At 39.3% G+C, this 22811-nt stretch carries 17 protein-coding genes and 1 other annotated feature (1 of these 18 only partly in view); of the genes, 16 read left to right on the plus strand and 1 reads right to left on the minus strand.

Features of this window, described 5'->3' with window-relative positions:
* Positions 1–178 (plus strand) — a binding site (T-box leader) (it extends 40 nt beyond the left edge of the window).
* 221 nt (positions 179–399) lie between these two features.
* The 16 genes from trpX (at position 400) to HT724_RS07075 (ending at position 20969) form a co-directional block, all read left to right on the plus strand.
* A complete protein-coding gene (gene trpX / locus HT724_RS07000; RefSeq protein WP_173275780.1) occupies positions 400–1404 on the plus strand; it encodes a tryptophan ABC transporter substrate-binding protein in 1005 nt (334 codons plus the stop codon).
* Positions 1405–1472: 68 nt separating this feature from the next.
* Positions 1473–2339: an ABC transporter permease gene (locus HT724_RS07005; protein ID WP_173275783.1), complete on the plus strand. Its 867-nt coding sequence runs from the start codon at positions 1473–1475 to the stop codon at positions 2337–2339.
* Positions 2336–3094, plus strand: coding sequence for an ABC transporter ATP-binding protein (locus tag HT724_RS07010; RefSeq protein WP_173275786.1), 759 nt, complete (start codon positions 2336–2338; stop codon positions 3092–3094). Before HT724_RS07005 ends, HT724_RS07010 begins: the two co-directional genes overlap by 4 nt.
* An 89-nt stretch (positions 3095–3183) precedes the next feature.
* On the plus strand, positions 3184–4944 hold the full coding sequence (dnaG, locus tag HT724_RS07015) for a DNA primase (RefSeq protein ID WP_173275789.1): 1761 nt from the start codon (positions 3184–3186) through the stop codon (positions 4942–4944).
* Positions 4945–4946: 2 nt separating this feature from the next.
* Positions 4947–6056: an RNA polymerase sigma factor RpoD gene (gene rpoD, locus HT724_RS07020; protein WP_000201903.1), complete on the plus strand. Its 1110-nt coding sequence runs from the start codon at positions 4947–4949 to the stop codon at positions 6054–6056.
* A 14-nt stretch (positions 6057–6070) separates the two neighbouring features.
* Positions 6071–6400 (plus strand): metal-sulfur cluster assembly factor, encoded by a 330-nt coding sequence (locus HT724_RS07025; RefSeq protein WP_000331929.1) that lies wholly within the window; start codon positions 6071–6073, stop codon positions 6398–6400.
* A gap of 114 nt (positions 6401–6514) precedes the next feature.
* Positions 6515–7558, plus strand: coding sequence for an alpha-galactosylglucosyldiacylglycerol synthase (gene cpoA, locus HT724_RS07030; protein WP_173275793.1), 1044 nt, complete (start codon positions 6515–6517; stop codon positions 7556–7558).
* 15 nt (positions 7559–7573) lie between these two features.
* Positions 7574–8899 carry a glycosyltransferase family 4 protein gene (locus tag HT724_RS07035; protein ID WP_173275796.1) on the plus strand — a complete coding sequence of 442 codons (1326 nt, stop codon included), beginning with the start codon at positions 7574–7576 and terminating at the stop codon, positions 8897–8899.
* Between the two features lie 29 nt (positions 8900–8928).
* Positions 8929–9105: a PspC domain-containing protein gene (locus tag HT724_RS07040; RefSeq protein ID WP_173218387.1), complete on the plus strand. Its 177-nt coding sequence runs from the start codon at positions 8929–8931 to the stop codon at positions 9103–9105.
* 58 nt (positions 9106–9163) lie between these two features.
* Positions 9164–9298 (plus strand): DUF4044 domain-containing protein, encoded by a 135-nt coding sequence (locus HT724_RS07045; RefSeq protein ID WP_000863859.1) that lies wholly within the window; start codon positions 9164–9166, stop codon positions 9296–9298.
* 63 nt (positions 9299–9361) lie between these two features.
* Positions 9362–10672: a GTPase ObgE gene (obgE, locus tag HT724_RS07050; protein ID WP_173275799.1), complete on the plus strand. Its 1311-nt coding sequence runs from the start codon at positions 9362–9364 to the stop codon at positions 10670–10672.
* Between the two features lie 9 nt (positions 10673–10681).
* Positions 10682–10837, plus strand: a complete 156-nt coding sequence (locus HT724_RS07055) for a hypothetical protein (protein WP_173226458.1) — start codon at positions 10682–10684, stop codon at positions 10835–10837.
* Between the two features lie 302 nt (positions 10838–11139).
* Positions 11140–11781: an amino acid ABC transporter permease gene (locus HT724_RS07060; RefSeq protein WP_173275802.1), complete on the plus strand. Its 642-nt coding sequence runs from the start codon at positions 11140–11142 to the stop codon at positions 11779–11781.
* A 9-nt stretch (positions 11782–11790) separates the two neighbouring features.
* Positions 11791–12420, plus strand: a complete 630-nt coding sequence (locus tag HT724_RS07065) for an amino acid ABC transporter ATP-binding protein (RefSeq protein ID WP_173275805.1) — start codon at positions 11791–11793, stop codon at positions 12418–12420.
* Positions 12421–12429: 9 nt separating this feature from the next.
* Complete coding sequence (locus HT724_RS07070) at positions 12430–13269, plus strand: amino acid ABC transporter substrate-binding protein (protein ID WP_173275808.1); 840 nt, start codon at positions 12430–12432, stop codon at positions 13267–13269.
* 458 nt (positions 13270–13727) lie between these two features.
* Complete coding sequence (locus HT724_RS07075; protein ID WP_173275824.1) at positions 13728–20969, plus strand: Rib/alpha-like domain-containing protein; 7242 nt, start codon at positions 13728–13730, stop codon at positions 20967–20969.
* A gap of 215 nt (positions 20970–21184) precedes the next feature.
* Here HT724_RS07075 and lysS read toward each other — a convergent pair whose 3' ends face one another.
* The gene (lysS, locus tag HT724_RS07080; RefSeq protein ID WP_173275827.1) at positions 21185–22675 is read right to left on the minus strand and encodes a lysine--tRNA ligase; all 1491 of its coding nucleotides are present in this window, start codon (positions 22673–22675) and stop codon (positions 21185–21187) included.
* Positions 22676–22811: the final 136 nt, after the last annotated feature.

Below are 22811 nucleotides of genomic sequence, written 5' to 3' on the forward strand. Positions count from 1 at the left end.
GTCTGTGGTAGCTGAAAACAGATAAGTGGTGATGATGAAAATTGGGCTGAATGTTATTTAGAATTTGAAATCATAAAAATTCGGTGAGCACACCTTACAGTGCCTCTCGTTATTGCGAGACAGAGCGATAGGGAAATTTCCTATAATTGAGGTGGTACCGCGCATCGACGTCCTCACACAAGTTTTTTGTGTGAGGATTTTTTTGATGGAGGTTAGTATGGAAAGAAAACGATGGCGTCGCTTGTTTATACTCGATGAAAATCAAAGTACAAACTAGGAAGCTAGCCGCAGGCTNNAGTAACATCTATACGGCAAGGTGAAGCTGACGTGGTTTGAAGAGATTTTCGAAGAGTATTAGATAAGTGAAGTATTTTAAAGGAATTAAAAAGGAGAAATAGAATGAAAAATAAACGTTTAATTGGAATTATTGCTGCATTAGCAGTCTTAGTAGCAGGAAGCTTGATTTATTCTTCAATGAATAAATCAGAAGCTCAGAATAATAAGGATGAGAAGAAAATAACCAAAATTGGTGTGCTTCAATTTGTGAGCCATCCATCTCTTGACTTGATTTATAAAGGGATTCAAGCTGGACTTGCAGAAGAAGGATATAAAGATGACCAGTTGAAGATCGACTTTATGAACTCAGAAGGTGACCAAAGTAAGGTTGCGACAATGAGTAAACAATTGGTTGCAAATGGGAATGACCTTGTGGTTGGTATCGCAACACCAGCTGCTCAAGGATTGGCTAGCGCAACAAAAGACCTACCGGTTATCATGGCCGCTATTACAGACCCACTTGGTGCTAACTTGGTCAAAGATTTGAAAAAACCAGGTGGCAACGTTACAGGGGTATCTGACCACAATCCAGCTCAACAACAAGTTGAACTCATCAAGGCTCTGACACCGAATGTGAAAACAATCGGAGCTCTTTACTCAAGTAGCGAAGACAATTCAAAAACACAGGTCGAAGAATTTAAGGCTTATGCTGAAAAAGCAGGTCTGACAGTGGAAACATTTGCAGTTCCTTCAACAAATGAAATTGCCTCAACTGTCACTGTTATGACTAGCAAGGTAGATGCTATTTGGGTTCCAATTGATAACACCATTGCATCAGGATTTCCAACGGTTGTCTCTAGCAATCAAAGTTCTAAGAAACCAATTTATCCAAGTGCGACAGCTATGGTAGAAGTAGGTGGTTTGGCATCAGTTGTAGTTGACCAACATGACCTTGGTGTGGCAACTGGAAAAATGATTGCGCAAGTCTTGAAAGGTGCAAAACCAGCCGATACCCCAGTCAATGTCTTTTCAACTGGTAAGTCAGTCATCAATAAAAAAATGGCTCAAGAACTAGGTATTACTATTCCTGAGTCTGTTTTCAAAGAAGCAGGACAAGTCATCGAATAAATAAGGTAGGGAGGAGGAGACTCTTCCCATTTTTTAAAAAGATGAATATAGAAAGGATTAAATAAAATATGATTGTTTCCATTATTTCTCAAGGATTTGTCTGGGCTATTCTAGGTCTGGGAATCTTTATGACATTTAGGATTTTGAACTTTCCAGATATGACGACAGAAGGTTCATTCCCTCTTGGGGGAGCTGTTGCTGTCACTCTGATAACCAAAGGCGTGAACCCTTTTTTAGCGACACTGCTTGCTATAGGAGCCGGTTGTTTAGCTGGAATGGTAGCAGGACTTCTTTATACAAAAGGGAAGATTCCAACCTTGCTCTCAGGGATTTTGGTGATGACTTCCTGTCACTCTATCATGCTCTTGATTATGGGACGTGCAAATTTAGGCTTGCTTGGAACCAAGCAAATTCAGGATGCCTTGCCTTTTGATTCGGATTTGAATCAACTTTTGACAGGTCTTATCTTTGTGAGTCTTGTCATTGCTCTCATGCTCTTTTTCTTGGACACCAAACTCGGACAAGCCTATATTGCTACAGGTGACAATCCTGATATGGCTAGAAGTTTCGGGATTCATACTGGACGCATGGAGCTTATGGGCTTGGTCTTATCAAATGGTGTGATTGCCCTTGCAGGAGCTCTCATTGCCCAGCAAGAAGGCTATGCTGATGTATCTCGAGGAATCGGAGTTATCGTTGTGGGGCTTGCAAGTTTGATTATTGGAGAAGTTATCTTCAAGAGTTTGAGCTTGGCGGAACGTCTGGTTACCATCGTTGTCGGTTCTATCGCCTATCAATTCTTAGTGTGGGCAGTTATTGCGCTTGGCTTTAATACAAGTTACCTTCGTTTGTACAGCGCTGTGATTTTAGCAGTCTGTCTCATGATTCCAACATTTAAGCAAACAATCTTGAAAGGAGCCAAATTAAGCAAATGACAGCAATTGTAGAATTAAAAAATGCAACCAAAGTCGTTAAAAATGGCTTTGATGAAGAAAAGATTATTTTAAATGATGTTTCCTTAGAAATTTTTGAACAGGATTTCATCACGATTTTAGGTGGAAATGGTGCTGGGAAATCAACTCTCTTTAACACTATTGCAGGAACCTTGTCATTAACCAGTGGAACCATCCGTATTTTGGGTGAAGATGTTACTAAGTTTTCACCAGAGAAGCGGGCTAAGTATCTGTCTCGAGTCTTCCAAGATCCCAAGATGGGGACAGCTCCCCGTATGACGGTGGCTGAAAATCTTTTGATTGCCAAGTTTCGTGGTGAAAAGCGTGGACTGCTACTACGACGCTTGACTAGTTATAAGGATGAATTTCAGGCGACCATTGAAAAAGTAGGAAATGGTCTTGAGAAACACTTGAATACACCGATTGAGTTCTTATCAGGTGGGCAAAGACAGGCTTTGAGTCTCTTGATGGCAACCTTGAAGCGTCCTGAATTACTCTTGTTAGACGAGCATACTGCAGCCCTGGATCCAAAGACAAGTGTTGCCCTCATGGAATTGACGGATGAATTTGTCAAGAAGGATCAATTGACAGCGCTTATGATTACCCATCATATGGAAGATGCTCTCAAATATGGCAATCGCTTAATTGTCATGAAAGAAGGACGAATTATCCAAGATTTGAACCAAGAAGAAAAAGCAAAAATGAAAATCTCTGATTATTATCAACTCTTTGAATAAAGTAGGGAAAATGAGTGAAATGGTTTACTTTTTTTCTGAAATAAAGTATACTATATAAAGTAAACTATGATAGCATGGAGGTATTGTGTATGGTTGACAAACAAGTCATTGAAGAAATCAAAAACAATGCCAACATTGTGGAAGTCATAGGGGATGTGATTTCTTTACAAAAGGCAGGACGGAACTATCTAGGGCTCTGTCCTTTTCATGGTGAAAAAACACCTTCTTTCAACGTTGTAGAGGACAAGCAGTTTTACCACTGTTTCGGTTGTGGTCGCTCTGGTGATGTCTTTAAGTTCATCGAGGAGTACCAAGGGGTTCCCTTTATGGAGGCTGTCCAAATCTTAGGTCAGCGTGTTGGGATAGAGGTGGAAAAACCGCTTTATAGTGAGCAGAAGCCAGCTTCACCCCACCAAGCTCTTTATGATATGCATGAAGATGCTGCCAAATTTTATCATGCTATTCTCATGACAACGACCATGGGGGAAGAGGCCAGAAACTACCTTTATCAGCGTGGTTTGACAGATGAAGTGCTCAAGCATTTTCGGATTGGTTTAGCACCTCCAGAACGAAACTATCTCTATCAACGTTTGTCTGGTCAGTATCGTGATGAGGATTTCCTAGATTCAGGGCTATTTTACCTCTCGGATGCAAATCAATTTGTAGACACCTTTCACAATCGCATCATGTTTCCCCTGACCAATGATCAGGGAAAGGTTATTGCCTTCTCAGGTCGTATCTGGCAGAAAACGGATTCACAAACTTCTAAGTATAAAAATAGCCGATCGACTGCAATTTTTAACAAAAGTTACGAATTATATCATATGGATAGGGCAAAAAAATCTTCTGGAAAAGCCAGTGAGATTTACCTGATGGAAGGGTTCATGGATGTCATCGCAGCCTATCGGGCTGGAATCGAAAACGCTGTCGCATCTATGGGAACGGCCTTAAGTCGTGAGCATGTTGAGCATCTGAAAAGGTTAACCAAGAAGTTGGTTCTTGTTTACGATGGAGATAAGGCTGGTCAAGCTGCGACTTTGAAAGCGCTGGACGAAATTGGTGATATACCTGTGCAAATCGTCAGCATGCCTGATAACTTGGATCCGGATGAGTATCTACAAAAAAATGGTCCAGAAGACTTGGCCTATCTATTAACAAAAACTCGTATTAGTCCTATTGAGTTCTACATTCATCAGTACAAACCTGAAAATAGTGAAAATCTGCAGGCTCAGATTGAGTTTATTGAAAAAATAGCTCCCTTGATTGTTCAAGAAAAGTCTATCACTGCTCAAAACAGCTATATTCATATTTTAGCTGACAGTCTGGCATCCTTTGATTATGCCCAGATTGAGCAGATTGTTAATGAAAGTCGTCAGGCGCAAAGGCAGAATCGCATGGAAGGGGTTTCCAGACCGACGCAAATCACCATGCCTGTCACCAAGCAGTTATCGGCTATTATGAGGGCAGAAGCTCATCTACTTTATCGGATGATGGAATCTCCTCTTGTTTTGAACGATTACCGTTTGAGAGAAGACTTTGCATTTGATACACCTGAATTTCAGGTCTTATATGACTTGCTTGGTCAGTATGGCAATCTTCCTCCAGAAGTTTTAGCAGAACAGACAGAGGAAGTTGAAAGAGCTTGCTACCAAGTCTTAGCTCAGGATTTGCCTGCTGAGATGTCACCGCAGGAACTTAGTGAAGTAGAAATGACTCGAAACAAGGCTCTCTTGAATCAGGACAATATGAGAATCAAAAAGAAGGTGCAGGAAGCTAGCCATGTAGGAGATACAGATACAGCCCTAGAAGAATTGGAACGTTTAATTTCCCAAAAGAGAAGAATGGAGTAATAATGGCAACAAAACAAAAAGAAGTAACAACATTTGATGTACAAGTAGCAGAATTTATCCGTAATCATAAGCAAAAAGGGACAGCAACAGATGATGAAATCAACGCAAGTCTGGTTATTCCTTTTACCTTGGACGCTGATGGAATTGAAGATCTCTTGCAACGGATTCAGGATGCGGGAATTTCTATCACAGATAACGAAGGAAATCCGAGTGCGCGTGTTCTTAGCACTGAAGAAGAACCAGAACTCAGCGATGAGGACTTGATTGGTTCAACTTCGGCTAAGGTCAATGACCCTGTCCGTATGTACTTGAAAGAAATCGGGGTCGTTCCTCTCTTGACCAATGAAGAGGAAAAAGAATTGGCACTAGCGGTTGAAGCTGGTGATATAGAAGCCAAACAACGTCTTGCGGAAGCCAACCTTCGTTTGGTTGTTTCTATTGCTAAACGCTATGTCGGCCGTGGTATGCAGTTTCTTGACTTGATTCAAGAAGGGAACATGGGCTTGATGAAGGCTGTTGACAAGTTTGACTATTCTAAAGGGTTCAAGTTTTCAACTTACGCAACTTGGTGGATTCGTCAGGCTATCACTCGTGCTATTGCGGATCAAGCTCGTACTATCCGTATCCCAGTTCACATGGTTGAAACTATCAATAAATTGGTTCGTGAACAGCGGAATCTCCTTCAAGAATTGGGACAAGATCCGACACCAGAACAGATTGCTGAACGAATGGATATGACCCCTGACAAGGTTCGTGAAATCTTGAAGATTGCCCAAGAACCGGTATCCCTTGAAACTCCTATTGGTGAAGAGGATGATAGCCACCTTGGGGACTTTATTGAAGATGAAGTGATTGAAAATCCAGTTGATTATACAACTCGTATCGTCTTGCGTGAGCAGTTGGATGAGGTCTTGGATACTCTTACAGACCGTGAAGAAAATGTTTTGCGTCTACGTTTTGGATTAGATGATGGAAAAATGCGCACCCTTGAAGATGTGGGTAAAGTCTTTAACGTAACCCGCGAGCGTATCCGTCAGATTGAAGCTAAAGCTTTGAGAAAATTACGCCAACCAAGTCGCAGCAAACCGCTTCGTGATTTTATTGAAGACTAAGAGTGAGGATGAATATGGCTTATACAGAAGAGCAAATTGAAAATATCAAAACACGGATTTTAACAGCCTTGGAAGAAGTCATCGACCCTGAGTTGGGAATCGATATTGTCAATCTTGGTTTGATCTACGAGATTCGTTTTGACGGTGACACAGGGCAAACAGAGATTGATATGACTTTGACAACCATGGGTTGTCCCCTAGCCGACCTTTTGACGGATCAGATTTATGATGCCATGACAGAGGTACCAGAAGTAACGGATACCGAAGTTAAATTGGTTTGGTATCCAGCCTGGACCGTTGAAAAAATGAGTCGCTATGCACGCATTGCCCTAGGCATTAAGTAAACATATAAAAGCATGTGAGAGACCCTTGGAAAGCGGAGGAAATTTCCCCTCTTTTCCTCTAGTCTCTCCTTTCTTTTGCTGATTTTATTCAAAGAAAATGATATAATAGTAGTTATGGAAAAAAAGAAATTATGCATCAATATGTTGAGTTCAAGTGAGAAAGTAGCAGGACAAGGAGTTTCAGGTGCTTACCGTGAATTAGTTCGTCTTCTTCACCGTGATGCCAAGGACCAATTGATTGTTACAGAAAATCTTCCAATAGAGGCAGATGTGACTCACTTTCATACAATTGATTTCCCCTATTATTTATCAACATTCCAAAAGAAACGCTCAGGGAGAAAAATTGGCTATGTGCATTTCTTGCCTGATACACTTGAGGGAAGTTTGAAGATTCCATTTTTCTTAAAGGGAATTGTTAAACGCTATGTATTTTCTTTTTACAACCGGATGGAGCACTTGGTTGTGGTAAATCCGATGTTTATCGAGGATTTGGTGGCAGCTGGTATTCCACGTAAAAAAGTGACCTATATTCCTAACTTTGTCAACAAGGAAAAATGGCATCCCCTTACACAAGAAGAGGTAGTCAGATTGCGAACAGAGCTAGGTCTTAGTGATAATCAGTTTATCGTAGTAGGTGCTGGTCAAGTTCAGAAACGTAAAGGGATTGATGACTTTATCCGTTTGGCTGAGGAATTGCCTCAGATTACCTTTATCTGGGCCGGTGGTTTCTCTTTTGGTGGCATGACAGATGGTTATGAACGCTACAAGAAAATGATGGAAAATCCTCCTAAAAATTTGATTTTTCCAGGAATTGTCTCACCAGAGCGTATGCGCGAATTGTATGCCCTAGCGGATCTTTTCTTGTTACCTAGTTACAATGAGCTCTTTCCTATGACTATCCTAGAAGCTGCCAGTTGTGAGGCTCCTATTATGTTACGTGATTTGGATCTCTATAAGGTGATTTTGGAGGGAAATTATCGGGCGACAGCAGATAGAGAAGAGATGAAAGAAGCTATTCTGGAATATCAAGCGAATCCTGTTGCTTTAAAAGACCTCAAAGAAAAAGCTAAGAATATTTCCAGAGAGTATTCTGAAGATCATCTGTTGCAAATCTGGTTGGACTTTTATGAGAAACAAGCCGCTTTAGGGAGAAAGTAAAAAGTGAGGTAATCTATGCGAATTGGTTTATTTACAGATACCTATTTTCCTCAGGTTTCAGGTGTTGCGACCAGTATTCGAACCTTAAAAACAGAACTTGAAAAGCAGGGACATGCTGTTTTTATCTTTACGACGACAGATAAGGATGTCAATCGTTATGAAGATTGGCAAATTATCCGCATTCCAAGTGTTCCCTTTTTTGCTTTTAAGGATCGCCGCTTTGCCTATCGAGGTTTCAGCAAGGCACTTGAAATTGCCAAGCAGTATCAGCTGGATATCATCCATACTCAGACAGAATTTTCTCTTGGCTTGTTGGGGATTTGGATTGCGCGAGAATTAAAAATTCCAGTCATCCATACCTATCACACCCAGTACGAAGACTATGTGCATTATATTGCTAAGGGGATGTTGATTCGTCCTAGCATGGTCAAGTACCTGGTCAGAGGTTTCCTGCATGATGTGGATGGGGTTATTTGCCCGAGTGAGATTGTCCGTGACTTGCTATCTGACTATAAGGTTAAGGTTGAAAAGCGGGTCATTCCAACTGGAATTGAATTAGCTAAGTTTGAGCGTCCAGAAATCAAGCAGGAAAATTTGAAAGAACTACGTAGTAAATTAGGGATTCAAGATGATGAACAGATGTTGCTGAGCCTTTCCAGAGTTTCCTATGAAAAAAATATTCAGGCAGTATTAGCAGCCTTTGCAGAAGTTCTGAGAGAGGAAGATAAGGTTAAACTGGTGGTAGCTGGGGATGGTCCTTATCTGGATGACCTTAAAGAGCAAGCCAAGAAACTAGAGATTCAAGACTCGGTCATCTTTACAGGGATGATTGCTCCCAGTGAGACGGCTCTTTACTATAAGGCAGCGGATTTCTTCATCTCGGCATCGACAAGCGAAACCCAAGGCTTGACCTACTTGGAAAGCTTAGCCAGTGGGACGCCTGTCATTGCTCATGGAAATTCTTATCTGGACAATCTGATCAGTGATAAAATGTTTGGAACCTTGTACTATGGAGAACATGATTTGGCTGGTGCTATTTTGGAAGCCCTGATTGCAACGCCAGATATGAATGAGCATACCTTATCAGAGAAATTGTATGAGATTTCAGCTGAGAACTTTGGAAAACGAGTGCATGAGTTTTATCTGGATGCCATTATTTCAAATAACTTCCAGAAAGATTTGGCTAAAGATGATACGGTTAGTCAGCGTATCTTTAAGACAGTTTTGTATCTACCGCAAAAGGTGGTCGCTGTACCGGTAAAAGGCTCTAGACGCATGCTGAAGGCTTCAAAAACACAGTTAATCAGCATAAGAGATTATTGGAAAGACCATGAAGAATAGAAAGAGGAACAGCTATGAAAAAACAATTAATGAGAAGTGGGCATGACAAAAAGATTGCGGGTGTTTGTGCCGGAGTGGCCCATTATCTTGATATGGATCCAACTATCGTTCGCGTAATATGGGGTGTTTTTGCTTGCTGTTACGGAGCGGGAATTGTAGCTTATATCATTTTATGGATTATCGCACCTGTAGCAACTGACTATTGAAAACTAGCTCAATTCATGCTAAGATAATAGAAAATAGAATGTAACGAAGGAGAAAAAAATGGCATTTGGAGATAATGGAAATCGTAAAAAAACTATGTTTGAGAAAATAACCTTGTTTATCGTGATTATCATGCTAGTAGCAAGTTTATTGGGAATTTTTGCAACTGCAATTGGTGCCCTCAGTAATCTATAAAATAGATTCAAGAAAATTTAGTGACTGGGATTTCCCAGCCCTTTTTTAAAGTGAGAAGAAAAAATGAGTATGTTTTTAGATACAGCCAAGATTAAGGTCAAGGCTGGTAATGGTGGCGATGGCATGGTTGCCTTTCGTCGTGAAAAATATGTCCCTAATGGCGGTCCTTGGGGTGGTGACGGTGGCCGTGGAGGCAATGTGGTCTTCGTTGTAGACGAAGGACTACGTACCTTGATGGATTTCCGCTACAATCGTCATTTCAAGGCTGATTCCGGTGAAAAAGGAATGACCAAAGGAATGCATGGACGTGGTGCTGAGGATCTTAGAGTTCGAGTGCCACAAGGTACGACTGTCCGTGATGCAGAGACTGGTAAGGTCTTGACAGATTTGATTGAACATGGGCAAGAATTTATTGTAGCCCACGGTGGTCGTGGTGGACGTGGGAATATCCGCTTTGCGACACCCAAAAATCCTGCACCGGAAATCTCTGAAAATGGAGAGCCAGGTCAGGAACGTGAGTTACAATTAGAACTAAAAATCTTGGCAGATGTTGGTTTGGTTGGTTTCCCATCGGTTGGGAAATCAACTCTGCTCAGTGTTATTACCTCAGCTAAACCTAAAATTGGAGCCTACCACTTTACGACAATTGTGCCAAATTTAGGTATGGTTCGCACCCAATCAGGTGAATCCTTTGCAGTAGCCGACTTGCCAGGTTTGATTGAAGGGGCTAGTCAAGGTGTTGGTTTGGGAACTCAGTTCCTCCGTCACATCGAGCGTACCCGTGTCATCCTTCATATTATTGATATGTCAGCTAGCGAAGGCCGTGATCCTTATGAGGACTACTTAGCTATCAATAAGGAGCTGGAGTCATACAATCTTCGTCTCATGGAGCGTCCACAGATCATTGTAGCCAATAAGATGGACATGCCTGAGAGTCAGGAAAATCTTGAAGTTTTCAAGAAGAAATTAGCTGAAAACTACGATGAATTTGAAGAGTTACCAGCTATTTTCCCAATATCTGGATTGACCAAGCAAGGTTTGGCAACGCTTTTGGATGCTACAGCTGAATTGTTAGACAAGACACCAGAATTCTTGCTCTACGACGAGTCAGATATGGAAGAAGAAGCTTACTATGGATTTGATGAGGAAGAAAAAGCCTTTGAAATTAGTCGTGATGACGATGCGACATGGGTACTTTCTGGTGAAAAACTCATGAAACTCTTTAATATGACCAACTTTGATCGTGACGAATCGGTCATGAAATTTGCCCGTCAGCTTCGTGGTATGGGAGTTGATGAAGCTCTTCGTGCGCGTGGTGCTAAAGATGGTGACTTGGTTCGCATTGGTAAATTTGAGTTTGAATTTGTAGACTAGGAGACTGGTATGGGAGATAAACCGATATCTTTCCGAGATGCGGATGGCAATTTCGTTTCCGCCGCAGATGTTTGGAATGAAAAGAAATTGGAAGAACTGTTTAATCGTCTCAATCCAAATCGTGCTCTGAGATTGGCACGAATTAAAAAAGACAATCCATCTTAAATACGTAAGATAAAACTCCAATTATCAGTCAAGTTAACTGTAACAAATAGAAGCTAAGATCGAGAAAGGGCAAAATTTGTCCTTTCTTTTTATTTATAAAGTATAATATATTGAAATAGAATATCAACAAATAGACTAGGGAATTCAAATCAAATTTCTAACAAGGCTTTATAAGTCGTGTTGTCCTATTCTAGCTTCAAGACACTGTATTTTTTCTATTAAAAAGAATTTTTTTACAAAAATGGTTGGTTATTTTGTTTATTCATGCTATAATAGGAACAATTACTTTTAGGAGGTGCAGTATGTCTTATTTATTTGAGATATTACCGAGTTTACTGAATGGTGCGAGCACGACTGTACAGGTCTTTGCACTGGTCTTGCTATTTTCGATTCCCTTGGGCGTTTTGATTGCCTTTGCCTTGCAAGTCCATTGGAAGCCCCTCCATTATCTGATTAACATTTACATCTGGGTTATGCGAGGAACCCCCTTACTCTTGCAACTGATTTTTATTTATTATGTGCTCCCAAGTATTGGGATTCGTTTAGATCGCCTTCCTGCTGCTATTATTGCCTTTGTTCTCAACTATGCAGCTTACTTTGCAGAAATTTTCCGTGGGGGAATTGACACTATTCAAAGAGGACAGTATGAGGCTGCCAAGGTCTTGAAGTTTAGCCCTTTTGACACAGTGCGCTATATTATCTTGCCCCAAGTGACCAAAATCGTTCTTCCTAGTGTCTTTAATGAAGTTATGAGTTTGGTCAAGGATACTTCTTTGGTCTATGCTCTCGGAATTTCAGACCTTATCTTGGCTAGTCGAACAGCTGCCAACCGTGACGCCAGTCTGGTTCCCATGTTCTTGGCAGGAGCCATTTACTTGATTTTGATTGGTATTGTGACCATTCTTGCCAAAAAAGTTGAGAAGAAGTACAGTTACTATAGATAGGAGGCTGCCATGTTAGAATTACGAAATATCAATAAGGGTTTTGGTGAAAAGCAAATTTTGTCCAATTTCAGTCTAAGCATTCCTGAAAAACAAATCCTGGCTATCGTTGGGCCTTCTGGTGGAGGTAAGACAACTCTCTTACGTATGCTTGCGGGTCTTGAAACCATTGATTCAGGGCAAATCTTTTATAATGGAGAATCATTAGAATTGGATGAACTGGAGAAGCGCAATCTACTGGGATTTGTATTCCAAGATTTTCAACTTTTCCCTCATTTATCAGTTTTAGACAATTTGACCTTATCTCCTGTGAAAACCATGGGAATGAAGCAGGATGAGGCTGAGCAGAAGGCGCGAGGTCTCTTGGAGCAATTGGGACTGGCAGGGCACACAGACGCCTATCCATTCTCATTATCAGGTGGGCAAAAGCAACGTGTGGCCTTGGCGCGTGCTATGATGATTGATCCAGAAATCATTGGCTACGATGAACCAACTTCTGCCCTAGATCCAGAATTGCGCTTGGAAGTGGAAAAATTGATCTTGCAAAATAGGGAACTTGGGATGACGCAGATTGTGGTTACCCACGATTTACAATTCGCTGAAAATATCGCAGATCAGATTCTCAAGGTTGAGTCCAAGTAGGAGGTGCCAATGACTAATAAGAAAATTGCTTTAGTGTTGGTTTCGCTTCTGACTCTCTTTTTAACAGCTTGTACTCAGAAGGCTAGCGATCCAAAGCAGGATAACTGGAATAAGTATCAAGAGCAAGGCAGTATAACCATTGGTTTTGATAATACCTTTGTACCCATGGGATTTGAGGAAAAGAATGGCCAATATACGGGCTTTGATATTGACTTAGCACAAGCAGTTTCTGAAAAATTAGGTTTTAAGGTTCAATTTCAACCAATCGACTGGGATATGAAGGAGACGGAACTGCAAAATGGGACCATTGATGCCATCTGGAATGGCTATTCTGCCACTGATGAACGCCGAGAAAAGGTTGCCTTTAGCATTCCATATATGGAAAATCAGCAGGTTTTAGTCGCGAAGAAAAGCCAGCAGATTCATTCGGTAGAGGATATGAAGGATAAGACCTTGGGAGCGCAAGCCGGTTCCTCTGGTTATTTAGATTTTGAAGCTCAGCCAGATTTGCTGAAAAGTCGTGTCAAAGACCAGAAGGCCAATCAGTACCAGAGTTTCAATGAAGCCTTGATTGACTTGAAAAATGATCGAATTGATGCCTTGTTGATTGACCGAGTGTATGCTAATTACTATCTTCAGTCTGAGGGGATATTAAATGACTACAATGTCTTTTCGGCTGGATTTGAGAGTGAATCTTTTGCAGTCGGAGTTAGGCCAGCTGATAAAAGATTATTAACAGCATTAAACCAGGCCTTAATCGAACTTTACCAAGAAGGGAAGTTCCAGAAAATCAGCCAAAAATGGTTTGGAGAAGATGTAGCAACCAAAGAAGTAAAAGAAGGAAAATAAAATCAATAGCAAGCCTAGTTTTGTTTTTAAAACTGGGTTTTGTTTTTTTATAGATTTTATTTTATAAAGCTATAGCAACTTCTAAATTTTTTAGCTATTTTGGGTAGATCTTGTGCATCTAGCTTCATTCTGTAATCCCTTATCTATAGCTAAAACTCAATGAAGACGTAATAAAAAATATCAGAAAATCTCTTTTTGAAATCAAATTATATTAACAATCAAATAATATAGAAAATCTCTAAAGTAATATAAATTTTATTTTTTGTAAGGGATTACCACAAATAAGAGTTTATGAAATTACTGTAGCGACTTTACCTGAAATTGCTTGATTTGTTGTTTTAAAAAGAGTATAATAAATTATAACCTTTTAAAATATACAAAAATATTTTAGGGGGGGCTTTTTATTTAGCTTCCTTAAGTATATTAACCGATAGTTATCGGGAAAAAGGAGTAAGAAAATGTTTAAACCCAAAGTGCGTCATGTTCGCCAATCGCAAGTGGAGAAATTCACACGTTACAGTATCCGTAAGGTTAGTTTTGGTGCGGCTAGTGTGGCTGTAGCTACTGGCTTGTTTTTCCTTGGTGGAGGAAGCGTCCAAGCAGCTGAACCAGTAACTAATCCAGAGTCTACAGAAGTTCAAAATCTAAATGGTAAGTCCCCAGACCCCTCTAAGGAAGTTGCTGGACAAGTATCTGCTACTGCTAAAGTGGCCGAGGGACAAAATAATACTTCTGTAAAAGAATCTGCTACTGACAAACAAGCCAGTGAAGTTGAAACTCCAACTGTAGTGACAGAAAAAGCTGATATTAATACCGCATCGTTAGAAGATTTAGTGGCTAAAGTTGAAAGTCGATTAAGTCAGTTAACCGAAGGTAAGAAAACAAAATCAGTCATTGATGATGCTAAAAATTTGGTTCATAAAGTAAAAGAGCTTCTAAACGATGATGAAAAAACACAGGCTAAAGTAGATGCACTTGCTACACAACTTTCAAGTAACCTTAGCATTCTAAACAGTATCAAATCAGACACAACTGAAGAAGAAAAAGTAAATAAAAACCAAGATCCACGAAACGGAAAAGAGATTCCAGGAAAAGGTGAGAGTGGGTTTAGAGATACAGGTACGGTTGCAGATGGCACTGAAAATCCTGTTGCTGTAAATACAAATGATATTACACAAAAAGCTTCTAAATTAGAGGCAGAAATCGCAAAAGTTGAAGCTTTAATCTCAGCTGAAAATGCTAAAAGAGAAGGTGAAAAAGATAAGGGATTTATAGAAATCCTAACACAGGTAAAAGAGTCTGCACAAGCTGTTAAAATTAAAGGAGATAATATCCCGACAACAGAAAAAGAAAAGCATGCTCTTTTACAAGAGTTAAAAGCAAAAGTTGATTTATTAAAACTATATCAAGCTAAAAAATTGGACTGGGGAGCACCTGCGAATAATCACTTAGCAAATTATGGGAATAATCCGACAAATGCTATAATTAGTAATTTAAATAATACTTTTGGAACTCCTGATTTTTCAGGGTCTGACTCGCATGAAAAAGTTGTTGAAAATCAAAGAAATGGATTGTCAGGGACAATTCTAGGTTCTGCAAAATATCATTGGAAAGAAAAAAATATTTCAGTTAGTGATGCTAGTGCCGGTGCATTAGATGGCTGGAAAATAGTAGATAAACCAGGGAAAAATACTGTAACACTTGTTAAACCAGAACAGCCAACTGATATTAAACGTCAAAGTGGTGTTACAGAGAAGGAATATAATCCTAACTCTGCAAAAGTATACGATAATAATGGCAAGGCAAATATAGATGGACAAGGCGCACCTAATGCTAGTGGTAAATTACTTAATACCATGATTACAACTCCAAAATTTGAAGCGCCAGAAGCGGGAAGTGGTACTGTAAATAAAGATTTTTATTTGGAATTAAGAAAACAAGGCACTACAATTTACAAAGATTTTGATGTCAACCCCAATTCACATCTATATGCACATTTATTATACGCAGGTGCATATGGGAAACTTGCTCTGGCTTCAACAGGGGAAAAAGTTAAGCTAAAAGTTGTTGATGCATACACAGGAACTCCTCTATCGGAACTAAAAAGAGAAGATAAAAAAGCACCAGATACGGAATTTCTTCTTAGTCCAGGTAGTGGTAATAGAGGTGTTAGTGCTCTTCGTAGAGTTATTCAAATTCCAAAGGGTACTACAAAGGTACGTGTCTTTATTGAAGCAGCAGATCAACCAACCGGTTCGAATTTAGGTGGCGAAGTAGAAGATGGATATATTGTTGCTGGATTAGGATTAACAACAGGACCCGCGCTATCTTTAACAACGACTATTGTATCCGGTAGAGATAAAAAAGCCTATGGATTTACAGACGATACTATTTATAAAAATGAACAAGCAGGTACTCTTGAAGTTACACTGAGTAATGGAGGTGGGTTAGATGTTTCTCGTGATACTAAGTATAAGGTAACAGTAACAGTTCCTCAAGGAGTGAAATTAGGAACTATTCAAGGTCAAGATTTAAATGAGGCTAATGGTTTTGCAGTATTTGCACCTAGTTATACTACAAATTTTAGATATGATAAGCAAACGAGAGAGTTAACTTTTGAGATTAATATTCCAAATAGAAAAATAGAACCTAAGACTGGAAAAACAGATACTGTAAAAATTCCATTTATAGTAACTCCTGATTATGTAGGTAAAGCAACTTTCAAAATTACAGGACAGAATGGTTTTGGAGGAAAAGATGCTTTAGGAAATGCTATATATCCATACGGATTTGCACCAGATGCTAATAGATATAATCTACCAGAAAATTTTAGAGCTAATAGTTTAAACACTTCCGATAATCCTGACTATAAATATAATCGTAGTATTTATATTGATTCTATGACAGGAAATAGCTCTATAACTGTTCCAGTCGGAACTAGTTTAGATAAGATCAAGGAGCTATCTAAATCAAAAGCGAAAGAAAAGATTGAATCAGAAGAATACAAGAGAAAACTGGATGAAACTAATGCTAAGGCTACTCTAGATGATCAAGGAACGTCTACGGGAGTTGTTGCTACTGACGTAGCGAAAGAGAATGCCGGTGTTATAAAAGTGCCAGTAGTTCATAGTCGAGATGGAAAAAATTATAAAAATACTGTAGATATCGAAGTTAGTGTTGTAAAATCAACTACAGATAAGTTAGTAGTATTTGAAGGTGATAAGATTACAAATGAAGAGGTTAAATCTTCAGTTAAGCCTGCTACTATTGATAATAATCTAGGGGTAGTAAATAATCCTAACGAAGCAGATGTGATTAATACAACAGGAAAAGCTGGAGAAGCAGGATTAAAAATTCCAACAACGGTAACTCATGATTCAAATGGTACAAATATTAATGAAACAGTAACAGTTCCTGTGTTGGTATTACCAAAAGCAACTGGTGAAGTACAAGTTCATAAAGGAGCTTCAGTAGATAAAGTTAAAGAAGTTGCTAAAGCAAAAGCACAAACTTTAACAAAAGCAACAGACTTCACTGGGAAATTACCAACAGGAGCAACAGTTACAGTTGGTGATATAACAGAAGCCGTAGCAGCAACTCTAACAAATGAAAAAGGTACAAACAAAGGTGTTGTAAATGTACCAGCTACTTATACAGTAGATGGAACAGAATACCCTACAACAGTACCAGTAACGATTAACGTATTAGGTTCAGAAACAAAACCAGTCTACACTGTAGAAGGAACAAAACCAGATGCAAACAAAGTAAAAGATGCTGTAACACCGGGTACTGGAGGAAAGGTAAATGAACCAAAAGCAACTGATTTACCAGAAACAACAGGTAAAGCAGGAGTAACGGATATAACTGTTCCAACTACAGTAACGTATCCAACAGGAGATGAAACTGTAAATGTCCCTGTAACAGTATTACCAAAACCAGAACCAAAAGGCATTACAGTTTTAAACGGTACACCAAACGAGAAATTAATCGATGCTATTAGAGCAAACGTTAATAAAGCAATTACTGGACTAACAAATGTTCCTGAAGGGGTAGCTCCATTCATAACAGATGACGCTATTGTAACTCCAAAAACTGATAAAAATGGACAACAAACTCCAGTGTCAGTAACTGTTAAATATAGAGATAAGGCTACTGGAAAAGTTATTGATGACATTTCAGTTGACGTCGACGTTCCTGTAAATGTAGTTGGTTCAACTCCGACATCTAAAGTTGTATTTGAAGGAGATGAAATTACAGCTAAAGATATTACAGATGCTGTTACTTCAGGGGAAAAAGGAACGAAGGGTGAGCCTACAGATTTAGCAAAAGATATTACTGCAAACCCAGGTGTGAAAGAAGTAACTGTACCAGTAACTTATACGGATCAAAATGGAGCAACTTTAACAGAACCAGTAATAGTTAAAGTAATAGTTCTTCCAAAACCAACACCGAAAGGTCTAATTGTTGCTAAAGATAGCGACAAGGAAAAAGCAAAAGAAAAAGTTCTTGCTAAGGCGAAAGAAGCTATTGCAGATGGTACATTTAAAGGAAAACTTCCAGCAAATGTTACAAATGTAAGTATTGATGAAAATGTAGAAAATCCAGATTTGTCAGATGATACTGATGTAAATGTTACTGTGAAGTACACTGTTGATGGGGAAGAAAAAACAACCGTTGTTAAAGTTCCAGTAACTGTTGTAGAGGGAGTTCCTCAAATCGTTCCAGTGGATGAAAACAATAAACAACCAAATCCAGAAAATAGTATCGACAAAACAGAATATCCAGATGGTTCAACATTTGAATATAATCCAAATACTCCGGTAGATACTACAAAACCTGGTGATTATACAGTCAATGTCATTGTAAAAGACAAAGATGGTAATCCTATTGCAGAAGTACCGGCAACTGTACGTGTGGTAGAAAGTTATCCACAATTTGTACCAGTAGACAAAGATAAGAAACAACCAAATGTGGTAGGAAGTATCGATCCTAAAGCATTCCCTAAAGATACTGAATTTAGTTATGAATCTCCTGTAGACACAACAACACCAGGAGAAAAAGATGTTGTAGTAGTAGCGAAAATTGGAGATGAAGTCATTGCGAAAATTCCTGCAAAAGTAATGGTTGTAGAACCTAAAACACAATATGTGCCAGTCGATAAATCAAACAAACAACCAGATGCATCTAAGAGTATTGACCCTGAACAATATCCAGATGGAGTAACATTCAAGTATAAAACTCCAGTCGATACAACAACACCAGGAGAAAAAGATGTTATTGTAGAAGCAAAAGATGGAGACGACACACTTGTTGAAGTACCAACAAAAGTGAAAGTTGTACAAGGTTACCCACAAATCGTTCCAGTTGATGAAGGTAAGAAACAACCATCACCTGAAGATAGTATTGATTCGAATGATTACCCAGATGATGCAACATTTGAGTACAAAGAAGAAGTAGATACATCTAAACCAGGGGACAAGAAAGTTACTGTCGTTGTGAAGCAAGGCGATAAAGTATTAGTTGAAGTACCTGCAACTGTACGTGTTGTAGAAAGCTATCCACAATTTGTCCCAGTAGACAAGGATAAAAAACAACCAGCTGTCGAAGGAAGTATTGATCCTAAAGCCTTCCCTAAAGATACAGAGTTTACTTACGAAACTCCAGTAGACACAACAACCCCAGGTGAAAAAGATGTAACAGTTGTAGCGAAGATTGGCGATGAAGTTATTGCAAAAGTCCCAGCAAAAGTGATGGTCGTTGAACCTAAGACACAATATGTGCCAGTTGATAAATCAAACAAACAACCAGATGCATCTAAGAGTATTGATCCTGAACAATATCCAGATGGAGTAACATTTAAATACAAAACTCCAGTAGATACCACAACCCCAGGCGAAAAAGATGTTGTTGTAGAAGCAAAAGACGGAGAAGATAAACTTGTTGAAGTACCTGCTAAGGTTAAAGTAGTGGAAGGTAAAGAACAATTAATTCCTGTAAATCCAACTGAAAAACCACAAGCCAGAGATAGTATTACTCCAAGTGATTATCCAGAAGGTTCAACATTTGAATACAAAGTTCCAGATGGACAAACTGAACCGTTCGATACAACAATCGCTGGAGATAAACCAGTAACAGTAGTTGTGAAAGATAAAAATGGAAATGTATTAGTTGAAGTTCCAGCAACGATTAAAGTGGTAGAAGCTAAGCCTACACCAATTGAAACACCAATAACGAAAACACCTTTAGTAAAAGAGGATATTGCTAAATATGTTAAAGTTCCAGAAGGTGGTAAGGTCACAAATGTTGAAAACATTCCAGACTTGACAACTCCAGGTAAGAAAGATCCAGTTAAGGTAACGGTTGAATTACCAAATGGTAAAACAACGACAGTAGAGGTTCCTGTGAATGTAACTCCAGTTAAAGGAATTGAAACACCAGTAACTAAGACTCCATTAACCCCAGAGGATTACACTAAGAGAATAACGATTCCAGAAGGTGGTAAGGTAACAAATGTTGAGAACATTCCAGACTTAACAACCCCAGGTAAGAAAGCTCCAGTTAAAGTTACTGTAGAATTACCAAATGGAAAAACAATTACTGTTGATGTTCCTGTGAATGTAACACCAGCTACTGGAATTGAAACACCGGTAACAGATACTCCGCTAACAAAAGAAGATATCGAGAAACACGTGAAGGTTCCAGAAGGTGGAAAAATTGTTGGAGTAGGTGAAATTCCAAAAGTAAATACTCCAGGAGATAAAGGTACTGTCAAAGTTAAAATTGAACTTCCTAATGGTAAACAAATTGAAGTTGAAGTCCCTGTCAAAGTAACTCCAATTAAAGATATTGTGAAGAAATTGGGGGATCCAATTACAAATGAAGATGTTGAAAAACATATTCAGATTCCAGAAGGTGGCAAGATTATCAGTATTGGAGATAAACCATCTACAGATATTCCAGGAGAAAGACCAAGTGTACCAGTGGTAATTGAACTACCAGGTGGTAAACGTGTAACTGTCAAAGTTCCTGTCATTGTTACTCCGAAAACAACTCCGATTGTTGTTGAAGTTGGAACACCTATTACTGAAGATGATGTGAAGAAACATGTAGATTTTCCTGAAGGATGGAAGATTACTAAAGTGGGCGAAATTCCAAAAACAAGTACACCTGGTGATAAGCCATCTGTAACGGTTGAGATTGAATTACCGGATGGACGTAAAGTGACAGTAGAAGTACCTGTGAAAGTAACACCTAAATCTAATCATGGTAATAGTCAAGGTAACAATGGTAGTTCAACTATTCATATCGTAACACGTTATCAAGATGGTGATGGTAAAGAAATTTCTCCAGAAGAAAATGGTAGTCATGGACCTAAGACTTTAGAAGGTTATGAATATATTGGTACTAAAACAGATGAAAATGGCAATGTGATTCATACCTATAAGAAAGTAACTACCCCAACTCGTTCTGAGCAACCAAGCTCTCCAGAGACTCCTATAAGTCCTGAAAAACCAGCAGCTACTCCAGTTCAGACAAGTTCTACAGATTCTAAACCAGTATCCGTTGAAACAACCGTAGCCAATGACAAGAAGGAATTGCCAAATACTGGTACAGAGGATAAGGGTGGTTTAGCTAGTCTTGGACTTCTTGGAATGTTGAGTGCATTCGGACTCGTAGCTCGCAAGAAAAAAGAAGACTAAGAAAGAAACTTCCTTTCTAAAGTTTGATAAAAAATAGACTGAGGTGAAAACTTCAGTCTATTTCTTTTGATTATAAAAAAATCCTCTGGTAAGTACCAGAGGATAAGAGCTTATACTCAATGAAAATCAAAGAGCAAACTAGGAAGCTAGCCGCAGGCTGTACTTGAGTACGGCAAGGCAACGCTGACGTGGTTTGAAGAGATTTTCTAAGAGTATTATTTCATTGTTGGGAAGAGCAATACGTCACGGATAGTAGTTGTATCAGTGAGGAGCATGCAGAGACGGTCGATACCGATTCCCAAACCACCTGTTGGTGGCATACCGTATTCAAGAGCTTCAATGTAGTCATAGTCGATTCCTGTCGCTTCGTCGTCACCAAGTTCTTTGGCTTTAGCTTGGGCTTCAAAACGGCTAAGCTGGTCGATTGGGTCGTTCAACTCAGTAAAGGCATTACCGTACTCCTTAGTCATGATGAAGAGCTCGAAACGGTCAGTAAAGCGTTCGTCTTCAGGATTCTTCTTAGCAAGTGGAGATACAGCTACTGGATGTCCATAGACAAAGGTTGGTTGGATTAAGGTTTCTTCAACAAACTCTTCAAAGAAGGCATTGATGATATGGCCAACTTCAGTGTAGTGTTTCTCAACGGGAACTTTCTTCTCAGCAGCGATAGCTTTGGCTTCCTCGAAAGTCATGTCTTGCCAGAAATCTACACCAGTAATTTCTTTGATAGCATCCACCATGTGAACACGTTTAAATGGTTCATTGATCTTGATTTCAGTACCTTGATAGTTAACTGGACCATCACCCTTAACTGATTTAGCAGCGTGTTGGATAATGCCTTCCGTCAAGTCCATGATATCTTGGAAGTCAGCATAAGCTTGGTAAACTTCGATAGAAGTGAACTCAGGGTTATGAGTAGCATCCATTCCTTCGTTACGGAAGATACGGCCGATCTCATAGACACGTTCCATACCACCAACGATAAGGCGTTTTAAGTGAAGCTCAGTCGCGATACGAAGCACCATATCAATGTTTTGGGCATTGTGGTGAGTGATAAATGGACGGGCAGCAGCTCCACCAGCTTCGTTGTGAAGAACAGGTGTTTCCACTTCAAGGAATCCTTTTTGATCAAGGTAACGACGGATTTCAGAGATGATTTTTGAACGAGTGACAAAACGCTCAAAGCTTTCACGGTTAGAAATTAAGTCAAGGTAACGTTTACGGTAAATTGTTTCAACGTCTGTTAAACCGTGAAATTTCTCTGGAAGTGGACGGAGGGCCTTAGACAAGTGTGTAATGTGGGTTGATTTGATAGAGAGTTCTCCCATATCTGTACGCATCACTTCACCTTCGACACCAAGGAAGTCACCAAGGTCTGCTTTTTTGAAGATTTCATAGTTTTCTTCACCGACAGCATCCTTACGAACGTAGATCTGGATTTGACCTTCACGGTCTTGAAGGTGGGCAAAACCTACTTTACCTTTACCACGTTTGGTTACCAAGCGTCCTGCGATAGTAGCTGTTTCGTTTTTATCATGTAATTGTTCTTTATCGAGGTCAGCATATTTGTCTTTTAATTCTTGAGAGTTAGCAGTACGTTCAAAGCGTTTTCCGAAGGGATCGATTCCTTGTTCACGGAGCGCAGCCATTTTTTCACGGCGAACGATCTGCTGGTCATTTAGTTCTTCCATATGTTCTGTTGACATGGGATCCTCCTAGTTTTACTCAAAATAGAATACGATGAGTCATTTTTTGCGATACTCCTATTTTATCATAAATAAGCAAGAAATTCACGAATAATCTTTCAAAACTAAAAAGAACTTGACGCTATAATCAAGTTCT

The sequence above is a fragment of the Streptococcus sp. k-402 genome, assembly GCF_013277515.1.
Classification (GTDB): Bacteria; Bacillota; Bacilli; order Lactobacillales; family Streptococcaceae; genus Streptococcus.

Coding starts and splice junctions, on each gene's coding strand:
- HT724_RS07070 (WP_173275808.1), top strand. CDS start 12,430: ATGACTAATAAGAAAATTGCTTTAGTGTTGGTTTCGCTTCTGACTCTC.
- obgE (WP_173275799.1), top strand. CDS start 9,362: ATGAGTATGTTTTTAGATACAGCCAAGATTAAGGTCAAGGCTGGTAAT.
- HT724_RS07040 (WP_173218387.1), top strand. CDS start 8,929: ATGAGAAGTGGGCATGACAAAAAGATTGCGGGTGTTTGTGCCGGAGTG.
- HT724_RS07075 (WP_173275824.1), top strand. CDS start 13,728: ATGTTTAAACCCAAAGTGCGTCATGTTCGCCAATCGCAAGTGGAGAAA.
- dnaG (WP_173275789.1), top strand. CDS start 3,184: ATGGTTGACAAACAAGTCATTGAAGAAATCAAAAACAATGCCAACATT.
- trpX (WP_173275780.1), top strand. CDS start 400: ATGAAAAATAAACGTTTAATTGGAATTATTGCTGCATTAGCAGTCTTA.
- HT724_RS07025 (WP_000331929.1), top strand. CDS start 6,071: ATGGCTTATACAGAAGAGCAAATTGAAAATATCAAAACACGGATTTTA.
- HT724_RS07055 (WP_173226458.1), top strand. CDS start 10,682: ATGGGAGATAAACCGATATCTTTCCGAGATGCGGATGGCAATTTCGTT.
- cpoA (WP_173275793.1), top strand. CDS start 6,515: ATGGAAAAAAAGAAATTATGCATCAATATGTTGAGTTCAAGTGAGAAA.
- HT724_RS07035 (WP_173275796.1), top strand. CDS start 7,574: ATGCGAATTGGTTTATTTACAGATACCTATTTTCCTCAGGTTTCAGGT.
- rpoD (WP_000201903.1), top strand. CDS start 4,947: ATGGCAACAAAACAAAAAGAAGTAACAACATTTGATGTACAAGTAGCA.
- HT724_RS07065 (WP_173275805.1), top strand. CDS start 11,791: ATGTTAGAATTACGAAATATCAATAAGGGTTTTGGTGAAAAGCAAATT.
- HT724_RS07005 (WP_173275783.1), top strand. CDS start 1,473: ATGATTGTTTCCATTATTTCTCAAGGATTTGTCTGGGCTATTCTAGGT.
- lysS (WP_173275827.1), bottom strand. CDS start 22,675: ATGTCAACAGAACATATGGAAGAACTAAATGACCAGCAGATCGTTCGC.
- HT724_RS07045 (WP_000863859.1), top strand. CDS start 9,164: ATGGCATTTGGAGATAATGGAAATCGTAAAAAAACTATGTTTGAGAAA.
- HT724_RS07060 (WP_173275802.1), top strand. CDS start 11,140: ATGTCTTATTTATTTGAGATATTACCGAGTTTACTGAATGGTGCGAGC.
- HT724_RS07010 (WP_173275786.1), top strand. CDS start 2,336: ATGACAGCAATTGTAGAATTAAAAAATGCAACCAAAGTCGTTAAAAAT.